The sequence below is a fragment of the Vibrio sp. B1ASS3 genome (assembly GCF_905175355.1).
Classification (GTDB): domain Bacteria; phylum Pseudomonadota; class Gammaproteobacteria; order Enterobacterales; family Vibrionaceae; genus Vibrio; species Vibrio owensii.
Map to the genome: position 1 here is coordinate 3,522,505 of NZ_HG992742.1, position 15,648 is coordinate 3,538,152.

Annotated in this window: 11 protein-coding genes; 5 read left to right on the forward strand and 6 right to left on the reverse strand. The window is 47.2% G+C overall.

Features of this window, described 5'->3' with window-relative positions:
• Positions 1–30: 30 nt before the first annotated feature.
• Together glnE and KJB05_RS15925 are read right to left on the reverse strand one after the other, a co-directional pair.
• Positions 31–2,874 carry a bifunctional [glutamate--ammonia ligase]-adenylyl-L-tyrosine phosphorylase/[glutamate--ammonia-ligase] adenylyltransferase gene (gene glnE, locus KJB05_RS15920; RefSeq protein WP_208446101.1) on the reverse strand — a complete coding sequence of 948 codons (2,844 nt, stop codon included), beginning with the start codon at positions 2,872–2,874 and terminating at the stop codon, positions 31–33.
• A 120-nt stretch (positions 2,875–2,994) separates the two neighbouring features.
• Entirely contained in the window at positions 2,995–4,251 is a 1,257-nt protein-coding gene (locus KJB05_RS15925) for a methyl-accepting chemotaxis protein (RefSeq protein WP_009707755.1), read from the reverse strand.
• A gap of 48 nt (positions 4,252–4,299) precedes the next feature.
• On the opposite strand from KJB05_RS15925, the gene KJB05_RS15930 reads away from it, so the two are divergent.
• Positions 4,300–5,118, forward strand: a complete 819-nt coding sequence (locus tag KJB05_RS15930; RefSeq protein WP_041057661.1) for a potassium channel family protein — start codon at positions 4,300–4,302, stop codon at positions 5,116–5,118.
• A 31-nt stretch (positions 5,119–5,149) separates the two neighbouring features.
• Here the strand turns inward: KJB05_RS15930 and KJB05_RS15935 are convergent, their stop codons facing one another.
• On the reverse strand, positions 5,150–6,682 hold the full coding sequence (locus tag KJB05_RS15935; RefSeq protein ID WP_009707757.1) for an inorganic triphosphatase: 1,533 nt from the start codon (positions 6,680–6,682) through the stop codon (positions 5,150–5,152).
• Positions 6,683–6,887: 205 nt separating this feature from the next.
• Between KJB05_RS15935 and KJB05_RS15940 the strand changes: the two genes are divergently transcribed.
• The 3 genes from KJB05_RS15940 to KJB05_RS15950 all read left to right on the forward strand — a co-directional run bounded on the left by KJB05_RS15940 (position 6,888) and on the right by KJB05_RS15950 (position 9,748).
• Positions 6,888–7,568, forward strand: coding sequence for a TIGR00153 family protein (locus KJB05_RS15940; RefSeq protein ID WP_005431974.1), 681 nt, complete (start codon positions 6,888–6,890; stop codon positions 7,566–7,568).
• A 130-nt stretch (positions 7,569–7,698) separates the two neighbouring features.
• Positions 7,699–8,958, forward strand: a complete 1,260-nt coding sequence (locus tag KJB05_RS15945; protein ID WP_208446102.1) for an inorganic phosphate transporter — start codon at positions 7,699–7,701, stop codon at positions 8,956–8,958.
• 178 nt (positions 8,959–9,136) lie between these two features.
• Complete coding sequence (locus KJB05_RS15950; RefSeq protein WP_005436055.1) at positions 9,137–9,748, forward strand: TIGR04211 family SH3 domain-containing protein; 612 nt, start codon at positions 9,137–9,139, stop codon at positions 9,746–9,748.
• Between the two features lie 79 nt (positions 9,749–9,827).
• Here the strand turns inward: KJB05_RS15950 and ggt are convergent, their stop codons facing one another.
• The 3 genes from ggt to KJB05_RS15965 form a co-directional block, all read right to left on the reverse strand.
• Positions 9,828–11,558, reverse strand: a complete 1,731-nt coding sequence (ggt, locus tag KJB05_RS15955) for a gamma-glutamyltransferase (RefSeq protein WP_208446103.1) — start codon at positions 11,556–11,558, stop codon at positions 9,828–9,830.
• Positions 11,559–11,866: 308 nt separating this feature from the next.
• Positions 11,867–12,589: a general secretion pathway protein GspB gene (locus tag KJB05_RS15960; protein WP_199482542.1), complete on the reverse strand. Its 723-nt coding sequence runs from the start codon at positions 12,587–12,589 to the stop codon at positions 11,867–11,869.
• Positions 12,589–14,214, reverse strand: coding sequence for an ExeA family protein (locus KJB05_RS15965; protein ID WP_199453186.1), 1,626 nt, complete (start codon positions 14,212–14,214; stop codon positions 12,589–12,591). The genes KJB05_RS15960 and KJB05_RS15965 overlap by 1 nt, the downstream gene beginning before the upstream one ends.
• A 148-nt stretch (positions 14,215–14,362) precedes the next feature.
• On the opposite strand from KJB05_RS15965, the gene KJB05_RS15970 reads away from it, so the two are divergent.
• Positions 14,363–15,583, forward strand: coding sequence for a multifunctional CCA addition/repair protein (locus KJB05_RS15970; RefSeq protein WP_208446104.1), 1,221 nt, complete (start codon positions 14,363–14,365; stop codon positions 15,581–15,583).
• Positions 15,584–15,648: the final 65 nt, after the last annotated feature.

The following is a 15,648-nucleotide window of genomic DNA, read 5'->3' on the forward strand; positions in this document are numbered from 1 at the left end:
TCTAGGCTGAACCTTGTGCACTACTTCTGCTTAGGCAAACCATTGATTCCATGCTTGCTTCACCCACTCTCGCTCTGCAACAAATTTCTCTTCTGCCACATCGGCATCCAAGTTGAGCAAGTTTCGACGATGAATCTCATCACGCATTGATGTGTATGCGCGCGTCAGTTGCATCGCTTGATCTTCTTCCATGACACCTTGTGCAATCAGGGTTTCAAAAATACGCACGTTATCGCACCAGCGAATCAGCTTCGGCTTACTGTGACTGTAGTTGAGCACAAGGTATTGAGCGAGAAATTCAATATCGGTAATACCGCCGTTGTCTTGCTTCAGCATAAAACGACCGGATTTTTTCCCACCCAAGTGGTCACGCATTTTCTCACGCATATCGACCACGTCTTTCTTCAGCGTGTCTTGGTCACGCTGTTTACACAACACATCATGGCGGGTGTTGTGGAAGGCGATAGCCAAAGGCTCATCACCATAAATCATACGCGCACGAACAAGAGCTTGATGCTCCCATGTCCATGCATCTTTGTGTTGATAGTCATCAAAAGCATCGGTTGGGCTAACCAATAACCCCGAAGCACCAGATGGACGTAAGCGAGTATCCACTTCGTACAGAATACCTGATGCAGTGCGGGTCGAGAAAATATGGATGATGCGCTGTGCTAAACGAAGGTAGAACTGGCGACCATCGATTTCTTTCTTACCATCGGTGTAGACGTTCACTGGGCAATCGTGCATGAACACGATATCGAGGTCTGAGTTATAACCCAGCTCCCAACCGCCAACTTTTCCGTAACCAATCACGGCGAAACCTTTACCTTCACGATCTTTCACATGCGTTGGTTCGCCATATTTTTCCGACACTTGTAACCAAGCTTGGTTCACTACCGCTTCCACAATTGCCTCAGCCAAGTAGGTTAAGTGGTCACTCACTTTCATCACGGGAAGCACACCGGCAATGTCAGCGGCAGCAATACGCAAGATGCAGATCTGCTTGAACTGGCGCAGCGCTTCCATCTGTTGCTCCATATCATCCTCTGGGATGCGGGCAAGGAAATCACGTAACTCTGTTCGGTAGCTATCAAGTGGAATTGGGTTGTACAGATGCTGAGGGTCGATCAACTCATCAAGCAAAATTGGATAACGCGATAGCTGCTCAGAAATCATTGGGCTAGCGGTACACAGGCGAACCAATTGCACTAACGCCGCCGGATGCTCATCCAACAGCTCAAGGTACGTTGTTCGTGTACAGATGTTATGTAGTAAATGTAAAACTCGCGGCAAGCCAAACTGCGCATCCGGATGAGCGAATACTGCATCAAACACTTTTGGCATTAGCTTGGTCAGCACTTCTCGCCCACGAGGTCCAAGCGTCTTCTTCGCCAGATCCGCTTTGAACTGCATAATAGTTTTCGCAAGCTGCTCTGGGTTCTCGGCTTTGATGTCCTCTTGTAGAACATGTTCAAGCACATCTTGCTTGGTCGCCATGTCCCACAACTCATGGAAATGACGAGCGACGGCTTCCACTTCGTCCTCTTCCTCATCACCAATCAAGCTTTCAAACACCTTGTGCACGTTTGCCATGTGCTGTTGGGTTTGAGCAATCAGTGCATCCCAACTATCAAAGCGCATCGCAGTAGCAAGTTTTAGCTGCTCGTCTTCACAATCGGGCAAGGTTTGCGTTTGCTTGTCTGCCATCGCTTGCAACAGGTTTTCTAACTGGCGCAGGTACTTATAAGCAGCTTCAAGGTTATCGACCTCTGGCTGAGTAAGCTGACCTAGCTCACCGATGGCATTCAAAGTTTCTAACAGACCACGACCACGTAAAGATGGCTCGCGACCACCACGAATTAACTGGAACACTTGAGCGATAAATTCAATCTCACGAATGCCGCCCGCCCCCAATTTGATGTTATTGCTCAAACCACGACGGCGCACTTCGCTGCTGATCATGGATTTCATGCGGCGCAGAGATTGGATTGCACTGAAGTCGATATAGCGGCGGAAAACAAACGGACGCAGCATCTGGCGCAACTCTTGATATTGCGGATACATTTCACTGCCCATCACGCGTGCTTTGATCATCGCGTAACGTTCCCAATCCCTTCCTTGTTCTTGGTAGTAATCCTCAAGCGCGGCATAGCTCATCACCAACGGACCACTTTCACCGAATGGACGTAAACGCATATCCACGCGGTAACAGAAGCCATCAAAGGTTTGTTGGTCGAGAGCCTTAATGATGCGCTGACCCAAACGAGTAAAGAATTGCGCGTTAACAATACTGCGGCGTGCACCTTGCGTCTCACCGTTTTCTGGGTACGTGAAAATCAAGTCGATGTCAGAAGAGAAGTTAAGTTCACCACCGCCAAGCTTACCCATTCCGATGATCAGCATAGGTTGCGCTTCACCTTCGGCATTGGTTGGCGTGCCCCACTCATTACAGCAAATCTTGTATTGCCATTGATAAGTTTCGAAGATCATCGCCTCAGCCAATTGAGACAAATGACTGAGCGACTCTTCTAGTGTCCAAGTGTGGGTAAAGTCTTTCCACGCAATGTAGACCATTTCGCGGTTACGGAACTGACGCAGCACACGGTGGCCTGCCATTTCATCTTGGCATTCAGCCAAGAGATCGGCGAGGCGTGTACGATAAGCTTGTTGTCGACTGCTTTCTGCCAGCATGCTTGGCAAGTTTTGTGCGAGTATCTCATCACGATGAATCGCTTCGGTTATGAACTTACTTAACCCAGACACAAAACGAAATTGCTCAGCAATCTCGGTTGGCCATTGTTGAAAGTATCCCGCTTGCTCGGCGTTTTGAACCGCAGAATCCGCGACAGAAATCAGTGACGAAGGCAGCTGCATTTTTCTTCCTTGTGTGAAAAGCACTGTGGTTTGAGAGGTATACATTCTTTTATACCAGAGTTGGCACAAATAAAAACGCCCACAAAAGGTTTGTGGGCGTTTTATCAAAGCTTGCTGAAACTAGACTTCGAAAGATTTAATCTTCTTGTCGAGCTCTTCTGCGTTGTTTTGCATCATCTCTGAGGTCTCTAGCAACTCGCTGACCACCACAACCGACGCTTCCACAAGCTCACGAACATTGGTTAAGTTCTGGCTCATTTCTTCTGCGACGCTGCTTTGCTGACCTGATGCCGTTGCAATCTGGAAGTTCATGTCGTTAATTTGCGTCACTTGGCCAACAATGCCGTCAAGCTCAGTGCCAGCATTTGAAACCAGCTCAACACCTTCGGCCGCCTCAACCACACTCTTCTCCATCAACTCTACCGCTGAGGTTGCGCTCGCTTGAAGCTGAGTGATCATCTCTTGGATTTCTACCGTTGCTTGCTGCGTGCGTTGAGCAAGGTTGCGAACTTCATCAGCTACAACTGCAAAGCCACGGCCCGCCTCACCCGCACGTGCAGCTTCAATTGCAGCGTTCAGTGCAAGCAAGTTGGTTTGTTCTGAAATACCTTGAATGGTGCCAACTACGCTGCCGATGGCATCAACACGCTCTTCCACTTGGTTAACCGCGCTTGCTGAAGAAGCGATATCAGAAGACAGTTCGCTCATCTTCGACACGGTTTTCTGTAAGAACTGCTGACCAGTCACAGCTTGTGTCGACGCTTGCTCGGTAAGAGACGATGCCGTTTGTGCATGCTCTGCCACCGTTTGAACCGTAGATGACATCTCGCTCATTGCGGTAGCTAGCTGATCGATCTCGTTGAACTCTTCTTGTGCTGATTCTTTGGTTTCTGACATGCTGAGCGTCATCACTTCCGTCAGCGTAGAAAGCTCATCAGAAGCATTGATCTGCATTTGAATCACATCATGCAGCTGACGACGCGTTTTCTCTAGCTCACGCGCGACATCACCATATTCATCTTTACAATCCATACCAAATGGCACTGACAGATTTTTGCTTGCCATCAACTTGATTGCATCATTCAAGTACTGTGTTTGACGCAGCATGACACGCGCAGCGGCGAGCAAAAGCACCACAAACACTGCGATAAGTATTGCGGTTTGCCACGCCACTTGCGTTAGGTAAGCTTCGTAATGTTGTTGGGCAACTTGCTCGTTCTGTGTTGCCGCTAATAATGAGTTATAGAACGTGCTCGCGTCCCATAATTGTTTTGCCACAATCAGGATGGTACTGAATACCATCAACATGACCATTTTCGGAACGAGCTTGATGTCGGATATCACCCTTTCCCACGGCTTAAATGCCAGCTTTTCCATTGTCAGTTCTCCACCGAGTCTTATATAGTCTTTATCTTACTTATAGTTATGCTCGCGCTTGATTCTGGTTGCGCGATTTATTTCGAGCTTCGTATGAAAAACTATGATATCAAAGACAGCACTAAACCGATGGGGTTGCTATCACTAATCTTGTCCTTCATGGCGCTATTTGTGATCTCTGGCCTGTTGTTTTTCCCGCTTGATCACGAAACCCGTCAAGTCTTTATCGGTCTGGATTTTATAATCTGTAGTATTTTTATACTGCAGCTCACTATAGATTTGATCCGAGCCACAGATCGTAAGTTGTTTCTCAAGCACCACTGGATCGATTTTGTGGCGAGCATCCCAATGATTGAGCCTTTGCGCTTCGCTCGCTTATTCCACATCTTGCGCGTCATTCTGGTACTGCGCTCTTCTAAATTCATTCTTTTCCAGCTCAAGCAAAACCGTCGTGAAACCACATTAGCATCCATTCTGTTGTTAATGGTGGTACTGATTACTTTAGGTTCTAGTGCGATGCTGTTTATTGAAGGGCAAAACCCTGATGCCAACATTCAGACAGGAACAGACGCATTGTGGTGGGCCTTTGTTACTATTTCGACCGTTGGTTATGGTGACCATTATCCAGTGACGACGGGAGGGAAGCTGCTTGCCGTGCTGATCATCATATGCGGTGTTGGTATCTTCGGTATGATTTCAGGTTTAATCACCTCGTTCCTGACCGCTCCCACTCGTCAGCAAGATAACCGTTCGAAGAATAAAGAGAAGCTGTTGGAACAAGTATTGGATAGGCAGGAGCAGATCCTAGATAGACTCCAATCCATCGAAGACGAACTCAATAAACAGAAACAACAGACAAAAAAATAGGACCTTCAAGGTCCTATTTTTTGTAGTCATCTTATTCTTGCCAGTAGGGCTCAACTTCCACGCTGATAGCGCGAGTCTGATCCATCGCGTGCAAGATGGAGCGCTCTTGGCGATGTAGCCAACGCTCTAACTGTTCTTGCTCTTCCCCTTCTAGCATGCCAACTAATGGCAGCAAATGGTTGAGCATGAGCAGGTCGTCAATACCATGTACCAAGTCCGCCCATGGTAGACGGAAGCTGGTGCGCTCTTCTGCATCGTACAAACTCGCGAAGCCAATACCAGTGTAAAGATTACGCAGCAGACGGTAACGTTGATCGACATATTCTTGTGCTGACAAATCACGCTCAGCCGGAAAAGCTTCCATCAACTCAGCCCAAGTGCGATCCAGTTGCTTCACTGAGAACGGTTGGATGTTACTCGACATCTTTTCACGCGCTTTGTCATCAAGGAATGGCTGCCAGCCACGCGTTAAGATCCAACGGCTCAAATCCAATAGCAAACCAGTGTAGCGAGCAGAACTTAGCAGCTCTAGCACTTCTTCACGGCTTGGTAGCTCGCCCAGTTGTTGAGTTAACTCAGAAACAAGGAACTTACGTGCATCCAGCTTACGCAGCACGTTGCCTTTATCGTCCAGTAGCTCTTCTAAGTGTGCGTGCTCATCGAGCCATTCAAGCTCTTCTTCCAACCATTTCATTTCTTGGCGCAGAATCGCACTTGCTCGGCGCGGTACCATGCTGCCAAAGATAGTGAACGTTTGGCGGATAAAGCGAATGGCGTTGACGATTTCTCTTAGTGATTCGACACAATCACGCTCTGCGTAGATTTGCTCATGGTAATGCCAGTGTGCTAATGCATGCTCTAATGAGTTAATTAGGCAGTATTCCACGGTGTCGTTTTTGCTGCTGTCGACCAATGCCAGCGGCTTCACTTCATCGCCCGTATAGCCACTTGCCAAACGGTAGCCTTTGGCCGCTTTACTTAAGTTGCCTAGACGCATACCACCCGCTTCACATAGGCTGCGAGCAAGGGTAAATAGCGCATCTGTTTGACCAGACTTGAGTTCAAGTTCCACTTCACAGATAGGGTCTTGCTTTTCTTCTCCGTCTTCACCTTGGGCAATCACGGCACCTTGGTCGAACGCAACTTCGATTTGGCTGCCATCAGGCATACCAATCAGCCACTGCTCACGAGTGAAGTTAGTAGAGAATAGAGGCGTCAGCTCCGCTTGCAGTGTTGCAATATCTTTACCTGTTGGCCAGATATCAGAAGGATGAAGCGTGAGGTCCGGCTCATTACTGGTGTGCTCGGCATTGTATTCTGGTCTTTGATGAAGGCCAGCAACAACGCGTCCTGCTGTTTTTACAGTCTGGACAAAAACGTCATCAAAACGGCGAATTCTTAAACCAATGTCGTGCTTTCTTAACCATTTATCAGCGGTATCAAAGTAGGTGTTACCTAAGTCACGACTACTGTGCTGAAGTACTTTTGTTTCGGAAATTTTAGCTCTTAAAGTTTCTGAAAATTCAGGAGAAACAAAAAACTTCAGTTCTATCTCGGTTTCCATAGCTATACCTTTCAAAGCAGATAGAAACAGGATATTGCCTAATTTCTCACACGGCAAGAAAGAAATATCACCCGAATGATGATCTAAAACAGTTTTAATGAGCGATTTAATGCGTTAACATGCGCGCCTTTATAGCCATCGTTCAACATTTCGCCAAGAAATGGTGTATGTTTTTTTAAGGTTATAGTTATTAGGTTGAATGACCATGCCAGTAAATACAATTATGGGGTTATTTGCAAAGTCCCCAATTAAGCCTTTGCAGCGCCACGTTGTGTGTGTCAACGAATGTTGTTCACACCTGGTTAAGTTCTTTGAAGTTTCTTCAAAGGGTGACTGGGAAAAAGCAGCTGAAATCCGTGCTCAGATTTCTCACCTAGAGAAAGAAGCGGACGTGCTGAAACGTGAAATCCGTCTAAAACTGCCTCGCGGTTTGTTTATGCCAGTCGATCGTACTGACATGCTTGAGCTTCTAACTCAACAAGACAAACTTGCTAACCTGGCAAAAGACATTGCTGGCCGTGTATATGGTCGACAACTTGTCATTCCTGAGGCTCTCCAACCAAACTTCCTCGCATACGTTCAACGTTGTCTTGATGCGGCTGATCAGGCGCAAAAAGTGATCAACGAACTTGATGAACTTCTAGAGACCGGCTTCAAAGGCCGTGAAGTAACGCTCGTTGCTGAAATGATTCATCAGTTGGACGTTATTGAAGATGATACCGATGCAATGCAGATTGAACTTCGCCAACAACTAATGGCGATTGAAGCTGACATGAACCCTATCGATGTCATGTTCTTGTACAAGATTCTTGAATGGGTAGGTGGTATTGCCGACCAAGCGCAGCGCGTAGGTGCTCGTTTGGAAGTCATGCTATCTCGATCTTAAAACATAAGTTAACGACATAACGAAGAGCATTATTAACGCGTGTCAGATGGGCGATGACTATTTTCACCGTCTTATGGGCTGACGCGCGCAAAATTTTGCTCCGCTTGTTATAAAACAACTAGGTATTACGATGGATATCCTCGCTAACTACGGCACTGTCCTGATTATTGTTGCAGCAGCTTTCGGTTTCTTGATGGCTATTGGTATTGGTGCAAATGACGTTGCGAACGCAATGGGCACCTCAGTCGGCTCGAAAGCGCTAACCGTTAAACAAGCGATCATTATCGCAATGATCTTTGAATTTGCGGGTGCATACCTTGCAGGTGGTGAAGTTACCGATACGATCCGTAAAGGTGTTATCGAAACGTCTCTATTCGCTCATCAACCTGATGTCCTTGTATTTGGCATGATGTCTGCGCTTCTAGCGGCAGGTACATGGCTACTGCTTGCGTCATACATGGGTTGGCCAGTTTCTACGACTCACTCTATTATCGGTGCAATCATCGGTTTCGCATGTGTGTCTGTGGGTACTGAAGCAGTGGACTGGGGCAGCGTTCAAGGCATCGTTGGTAGCTGGATTATTACTCCGGTTATCTCTGGCTTCTTTGCTTACGTTATCTTTGTCAGTGCACAACGCCTGATTTTCGATACAGAGAACCCACTATTTAACGCGAAACGTTTTGTACCTGTTTACATGTTCATCACGACAATGGTGATCGCGCTTGTAACCATCAAAAAAGGTCTGAAACACGTGGGTCTTCACCTAAGTAACGGTGAAGCATGGATGTGGGCAGCAGTAATCTCAGCAGCAGTAATGGCTGGCGGTTACTTCTACATTCAAAAGAAATTTGCTAACCGCGAAGAAGACCGCAGCTTTGCTGGCGTAGAAGGTATCTTCAGCGTACTAATGGTTATCACTGCGTGTGCGATGGCATTTGCTCACGGTTCAAACGACGTTGCTAACGCGATTGGTCCACTTTCTGCTGTTGTATCAACCGTTGAACACATGGGTGAAATCACAGGTAAGAGCACCATCGCATGGTGGATTCTTCCGCTAGGTGGTTTTGGTATCGTAGTTGGTCTAGCAACACTAGGTCACAAAGTAATGGCTACCGTTGGTACTGGCATTACTGAACTAACACCAAGCCGCGGCTTTGCAGCTCAGCTTGCAACAGCATGTACAGTAGTTCTAGCGTCGGGTACTGGTCTACCTATCTCTACTACTCAAACTCTAGTGGGTGCGGTTCTAGGTGTAGGTTTTGCTCGCGGTATCGCAGCACTTAACCTAGGTGTGGTTCGTAACATCGTTGCATCTTGGATTGTTACGCTACCAGCAGGCGCGCTATTGGCAGTGGTATTCTTCTACGGCATCCAAGCGATGTTCTCGTAAGACAGACCGTCAATAGATTGTAAGCGCTTTGTCATTATTGACTCAAACGCACAGAAAGGGAGGCTTTGCCTCCCTTCTTTGTTGCACCGAAGTTTGAAACTGCATAATATTCGTCTATTTCCGGCTCCAATCATTCGGTGCCAAAGCTGTATCCAAGAAAATCGTTAAGGGATTTATTGTGAAAAAACTATTCATCACGGTTTTGTTTACTTTGCTAGCAGCGCCAGCGGCACTAGCGGCAGACCGTTATATTTCTGATGACCTATTCACTTTTATGCACTCTGGTCCAAACAACACTTACCGTATTATGGGTAGTGTTAACGCAGGCTCTAAAGTACAACTGCTGCAAGCAAACAAAGACACAGGTTACACACAGATTCGTGACTCACGCGGCCGTACTGGTTGGGTGCAAAGCAAATTCGTAACAAACCAAGAGAGCATGGCTATTCGTATGCCTCGCATTGAGAAAGAGCTGAAAGAAGTGAAATCTCAACTTGCAAACGCACGCCAAAACTCAGACACAGAAAAAGCGGGTCTAGTGACATCACTAGAAACACGCAACCAACAGATTTCTGATCTAGAGAAGAAATACTCTGAAATCAGCGACCAGCTTACTTCTGTTGAAACAGAAAACCGCGAACTTCGCGCTAAGCTAGATACGCAAAAAGACGACATGCTACTGAAGTACTTCACTTACGGTGGTGGCGTTGCAGGTCTTGGTCTGCTATTTGGTCTGGTATTGCCACACCTGATTCCTCGCAGAAAGAAATCGCCAGCAGGTTGGGCATAATTGCCTTCAGCTGAACGGATAAAGAAAAGCCAGTCGTACTCGACTGGCTTTTTTGTTGGCTTGTTAAGTAGGACTCTTGTTACTCACCCATTGAACTGGATGCTCGGCGTCTGTCCGTTGCCCCGTAAATCTTGCCATCTTTTAGCTCAATGGCGTTCAAGCCGCTCACAACTGGAATCACGTGTACTGGGTAGCCAAGTTCCATAAACTCCGGCACCAGCATTTCTGCGAACGTTTTCTTCTCCACCAGCAAGCCCGTCGGGTCATAAGGCTTAGTGCGGTCTATTTTGGTGCCGTACTGAATGTTCGGCAAATCGATGGCCTCTTGCGCTGATAAGTTCCAATCCAGCACCCCAACGACGGTTTTCAACACATAACCCGGGATTTGTGAACTGCCCGGAGAACCAACCACCAAACGCAGGTTGTCGTCACTGTCCATCACCATTAATGGCGTAATGGCAGAACGTGGACGTTTACCCGCTTCAATCGAATTCTGAGTTGGTTTACCGTTGACCGTTGGCTGAGGTGAGAAGTTTGCCATCTGCGCATTCAAAATCACGCCATCAACCATCACGCCAGAACCCATACCGGTGCCTACTGTGCTCGTCATGGCAATGGCATTCCCTTCTTTATCGACGATAGAGATGTGTCCGGTATCTTTGCTCTCAAAACCTTGGTACTGCGCGTACTGTGTTGCGGTAACTTGCCCTGCTTTTGGATTTTCTTTTGCTACCCCTTCATTTGGAATAAGTCCACGACGCTCATCTAAGTACTCTCTGGACAGCAATTCAGCCGTTGGCGCTTCGACAAAATCTGGATCGCCGGCATACGCGATACGGTCAGCCTTAGCAATGCGCATCGCCTCAGTCATTAAGCGCCAAGGCTCAACATCCGTCCTCGCCATTTGTGAGAGTTCGTAAGGCTCAAGTAACTCAAGGCTTTGAGAGACCATCAGACCACCGGATGCTGGGTAACCGAACGAAACGATTTTATTCCCACGGTAATCGCTCTCAATAACCTCACGTTGCTTTACTTGATAGTTTTTGAAGTCGTCTAGTGACAACTTCTCATGTTGGTCATCAATGCGGCTATTGACCGTATCTACGATGTGCTTACCAAACTCACCGCCATACAAATAGCTATCACCTTGTTGAGCAATGTTTCTCAACGTCTCAGCCATCTTCGGGTTCTTCATCAAGGTGCCCGTCGGCTTGATTTCATCTCCTTGCCAATACAAGGCTTTGACTTCTGGGTCTTGCTCAAGTCGGCTTTGCTCTCGTACGACAATGTCATAGGTGTAGCTGTTCATCGCGTATCCTTCGCTCGCCAGTTCAATAGCAGGCTTGATGAGCTCTGACCATGGCAGCTTTCCGTATTGCTCGTGAGTGGTGTAAAGCAAGCGCAGCGTTCCCGGCACGGCAATAGAGCGAGGGCCAAGTATCTCATTACGGCTAAGCACTTCTCCGTTTTCCACAAACATCTCTGGGTTTGCGCTAGACGGTGCTTCATCTCGTCCATCCAAGGCGAGAAACTTTTGTTTATCGTGCTGGTAGAGCAGGGCGAACGTACCGCCACCGATGCCCGTCATGTCTGGTTCTACAACGGACATCACCATCTGCATCGCAACCATGGCATCTACCGCGTTGCCGCCTTGCTTCAATACGGAATAGCCAGTACTACTGACATAAGGGTTGGTTGCACTCACCATAAAATGTTCACCAGTATTATCTGGCGTAATTGGGAAAGGTTCTGGCTTTGCGGCATGGCTCACCGCGGCAATCAAGCTCAAAGAAAAAGTAAGAATACGCATACGTTCCAGATAGACTCCTGTATTTATAAGGTGTCTAACGTTGACTCAATGCTTATTGCGAAGTTCGTCAATATGGCGTTTTTTTACACAACACTGACTGAGGAACACTTATCAATAAGTACGCCGTATTGGAGTCATTTAAACGACAGGCATAAGGTATATTTTGTTTCTTTGAACCCTGAGTTGGCATCACTAAAATGGATAAACCAACCGCTCTACAGAGGTAAAAAGCCAGAAGTAAAAAAGCCAGCGGCAAAAGCTCACTGGCTAGATTTGATTTGGAAGAGAAGACCGCTTTAGCTTGAAGCTTAGCCTTTCCATTCATAGAGAGCTGGGATACGGATTTTCTCGCCTTGGAACTCGACGATCACCGCTTGTGGTTGGATCTCTTTCAAAGTGATCTGCCCATCAACCACATCGCCTTGATGGTACTCAACGTTGTTGATCTTCACCCAACGACGATTCACGTCACTCGAATACATGTGCGTTTGCAAGTTCATAGCAGGTAAACGTCCATGCCATTGTCGAGCATCACGCTCAAGATCATCAGCCGATGATGCATTATCCGCTGATGGTTGATCATTATTTGCTAACGCGTTCTCTACTTTCAATGCTAAATCTGGAGATAAAGAAGACAAGTCAAGATCGTCGAGCGACAAGCCGAGATCATCATGGCTTTGCATTTTCGGACTGGTAGGCGCGGTTTTCTGAGGCACTTCTAACAAGTCTTGCTCACCCGGAACCGAATCATTATTGGCATACCCTTGATCAACGAACGTCCCAAACTCTTGTGAGAGTTCGGCAGTCGGCCAATCTCGTTGCAACTGCGCCAGTTGTGGCTCCTCGGGGTAACTCAAGCTTTCGAACTTAGGCTTAACCACTGGTTTTACTGGCTCAACGATCAGCTGCGCTTTTTCGACCACAACAGGCTCTGGGGAATCTTGGGCAAAGAGGTCCAAATACCAAGCTGCGCCAACCGCCGTAATGCTCACTGGCAATAGAAAGAGTCCAACATGCTTCATGACTGACATTATGCGTCCTCCTCATCAATTTGCTTTAGCTGTGGTGCATCCATTTGCACGCTCTGCTGCAATCGCTCCAATGTACGTTGTCCTGCGATACCATCAACACCAATGCCTTGCCAACGTTGGAACAACTCAACACGCTCTTTTAGTGCGCCGTCATAGATATCAGAACCTAGCGGTTGCTCATTCACTGCCTGTGCCAACAGTTGGTCAAGAACATCAATCGCTGGCCCTTCCATATCTAAGCGCAACGTATCTTTGAGCGGCGCTTGCCACAACTCAATGATGTTGCCTTGCCACAATGGTTTAAGCCAAGAAACGGGAAGTCGCAAACGCTGACTGCCGTTGAGCACTTCGACCTTGTCATCACCAATGGCATACAAAACAACATAACCGACTTGGCCTTGATAGTTGAGCTCTAAGATAACCGGGCGATTTTGCTGCACCAACAACGGCCATGTTGCCATTTTACGCTCGCATCGCATGGTGGATTGAGGCTCTGATAAACATAAATTGTCACGTACCGAAGCACGATAACCCCAAAGCTTGTACAGTTCATTCACCGCTAGATTCGATTGTTTTTGTTCTAGCAACATGTTGCGCTGCTCATTGGTCAATTGCTCATTCACTACAGGCGCAGCGATTTGAGGTACTGTGGTTTGAACGACTTGAACAGGCGCAGTGCTCACCGTCGACTTTAAAGGCATTTGCTGCATCACAGCCCAACCAATACCGACAGCAGCGCAAACACCGATGGCAGCCGAGCCCCATGTCGGCCACTCGAAACTGCGGCGAATGGGTTTGTCTTGCTGATAAATCTCTGCTTGGAACTGCATTACCTCTTCACACGCTTGATGAACAGTTTGCTTATCCACGACCACATTGCCTTTGTAATAGCTCATGTTCAGGGATTTATCGCAAATCAGGTTAATCAGACGTGGAATGCCGTGACTGTATTTGGCAATCAGTTTGGTAGAGCTACGGTCAAACAACTGCTTATCACCACCAGCGGTATGCAAACGGAACGTGATGTAATCTGCGGTTTCTTTCTCATCCAGTGGCAGTAAGTGATAACGGCCAGTAATGCGCTGAGCAAGTTGGCGCAGTTGCGTAGTTTGCAACAAGCGCTGTAATTCTGGTTGCCCCACCAAAAGCACTTTAAGCAGTTTACGCGTATCCGTTTCTAAGTTGGTTAACAGGCGTAATTGCTCAAGCACATCGGCTGCCAAGTGCTGAGCCTCATCAATAACCAACAAGGTTGTCCAACCTGACTTGTGATTATTCAATAAGTATTCATGAATCACTTGGTTAAGCTGCTTTAACGTCGCATCTTGCGGATAGGTGACTTTGAATTCATCACAAACTGCTTCGAGCAAATCTCGACTTGAGAACGTTGGATTGAGGATCAACCCCGCTTTGGTGTTCTCGTCTAAGTTTGCCAACATGGCTTTTGCGACCGTGGTTTTACCTGTCCCTACCTCGCCCGTCAGCATGGCAAAACCACCACCATCGCCTAACCCCGCCTGAAGATGCGTAATCGCCTCTTTATGACGTTGGCTCAGATACAGATAACGCGAGTTTGGAACAATCGAAAATGGCAGTTCAACAAACCCGAAAAAGTCCTTATACATTAGGATCTCCAGCTAAAACCCACCCGCAATCAAATCGGGATATTCCTTATTAGACTTAAACAAAGCGCTAAGTTCTTTTAGATGTGAAGAAAAGTACCATTGCTTGCTACAATGTCCAACGTCATATCCATAAATTAAGAGGTAATCCGTGCAAGTTTATTTAGTTGGTGGTGCAGTTCGAGATCATTTGCTCGGAATCGACAGTTATGACAAAGATTGGGTGGTCGTCGGCTCGACACCAGAAATGATGCAAAACCAAGGCTACACGGCTGTCGGGAAAGACTTTCCTGTGTTTCTTCATCCCAAGACTAAAGAAGAGCACGCCCTTGCACGAACCGAAAGAAAATCTGGCGCGGGTTACACTGGCTTTGAATGTTTCTTTGATCAAAGCGTCACACTAGAAGAAGACCTCATCCGTCGCGATCTCACTATCAACGCTATGGCGATGGATGAAGATGGCAACTTGTATGACCCATATGGCGGCCAAAAAGATATCGATGCAAAAGCACTTCGCCATGTCTCGCAAGCTTTTGTTGAAGACCCTCTGCGTGTTTTACGTGTTGCTCGTTTCGCGGCTAAGTTAGCGCACTTGGGTTTTAGTGTCGCAGAGGAAACCATGCTGCTGATGCGCGATATGGCCGAATCCGGCGAGCTAAGCACGCTAACGCCAGAACGCGTTTGGCAAGAATGGCATAAGTCGCTTTCTACCTCCCGACCAGACGTGTTTTTATCCGTTTTAAGAGATTGCGGTGCATTAGCCGTTGTCTTGCCAGAAATTGATGCGCTGTTTGGCGTACCTCAACCAGAAAAATGGCATCCGGAAATCGACACGGGCATTCACACTTTAATGGTGGCACAACAGGCAGCGAAGCTAAGTGATTCCCTGCCAGTTCGATTTGCTGCGCAAGTACATGATTTAGGCAAAGGCATCACACCAGAAAACGAGTGGCCAAGCCACAAAATGCATTGCCATACAGGATTAAAACTGATAAAAAAACTGTGCAACCGTGTACGTGTACCCAATGAGTTTCGTGACTTAGCATTAATGGTGTGCGAGCAGCACTCTAACATCCATCGAGCAGCTGAGCTTAAGCCTCAAACCATCATCAAGATCCTCAACAAGTTTGATGTGTGGCGTAAATCAGAACGTTTACAAGATATTTTAATCTGTTGCCAAGCCGATCATGCTGGTCGAAAGGGGCTAGAAGACCAACCTTACCCGCAAGCAGAACTGTTTATGCAAGCTTACCAAGCGGCGGCATCTGTCGATGTACAAGCAATCATTAAAGACGGCTTCAAAGGCCCAGCAATTCGCGATGAACAAGAGAAGCGTCGCGTCGAAGCGGTAAGAGTTACGCTAGGAAAATAAACCGGTAGATACATAACAAACAAAAACGCCCGCTTAATCAAGCGGGCGTTTTCATTCGGATTGAG

Excerpts from the sequence above, each read along its gene's own strand:
- glnE (WP_208446101.1), bottom strand. The coding sequence starts at position 2,874 with ATGCAGCTGCCTTCGTCACTGATTTCTGTCGCGGATTCTGCGGTTCAA.
- KJB05_RS15925 (WP_009707755.1), bottom strand. The coding sequence starts at position 4,251 with ATGGAAAAGCTGGCATTTAAGCCGTGGGAAAGGGTGATATCCGACATC.
- KJB05_RS15930 (WP_041057661.1), top strand. The coding sequence starts at position 4,300 with ATGCTCGCGCTTGATTCTGGTTGCGCGATTTATTTCGAGCTTCGTATG.
- KJB05_RS15935 (WP_009707757.1), bottom strand. The coding sequence starts at position 6,682 with ATGGAAACCGAGATAGAACTGAAGTTTTTTGTTTCTCCTGAATTTTCA.
- KJB05_RS15940 (WP_005431974.1), top strand. The coding sequence starts at position 6,888 with ATGCCAGTAAATACAATTATGGGGTTATTTGCAAAGTCCCCAATTAAG.
- KJB05_RS15945 (WP_208446102.1), top strand. The coding sequence starts at position 7,699 with ATGGATATCCTCGCTAACTACGGCACTGTCCTGATTATTGTTGCAGCA.
- ggt (WP_208446103.1), bottom strand. The coding sequence starts at position 11,558 with ATGCGTATTCTTACTTTTTCTTTGAGCTTGATTGCCGCGGTGAGCCAT.
- KJB05_RS15960 (WP_199482542.1), bottom strand. The coding sequence starts at position 12,589 with ATGTCAGTCATGAAGCATGTTGGACTCTTTCTATTGCCAGTGAGCATT.
- KJB05_RS15965 (WP_199453186.1), bottom strand. The coding sequence starts at position 14,214 with ATGTATAAGGACTTTTTCGGGTTTGTTGAACTGCCATTTTCGATTGTT.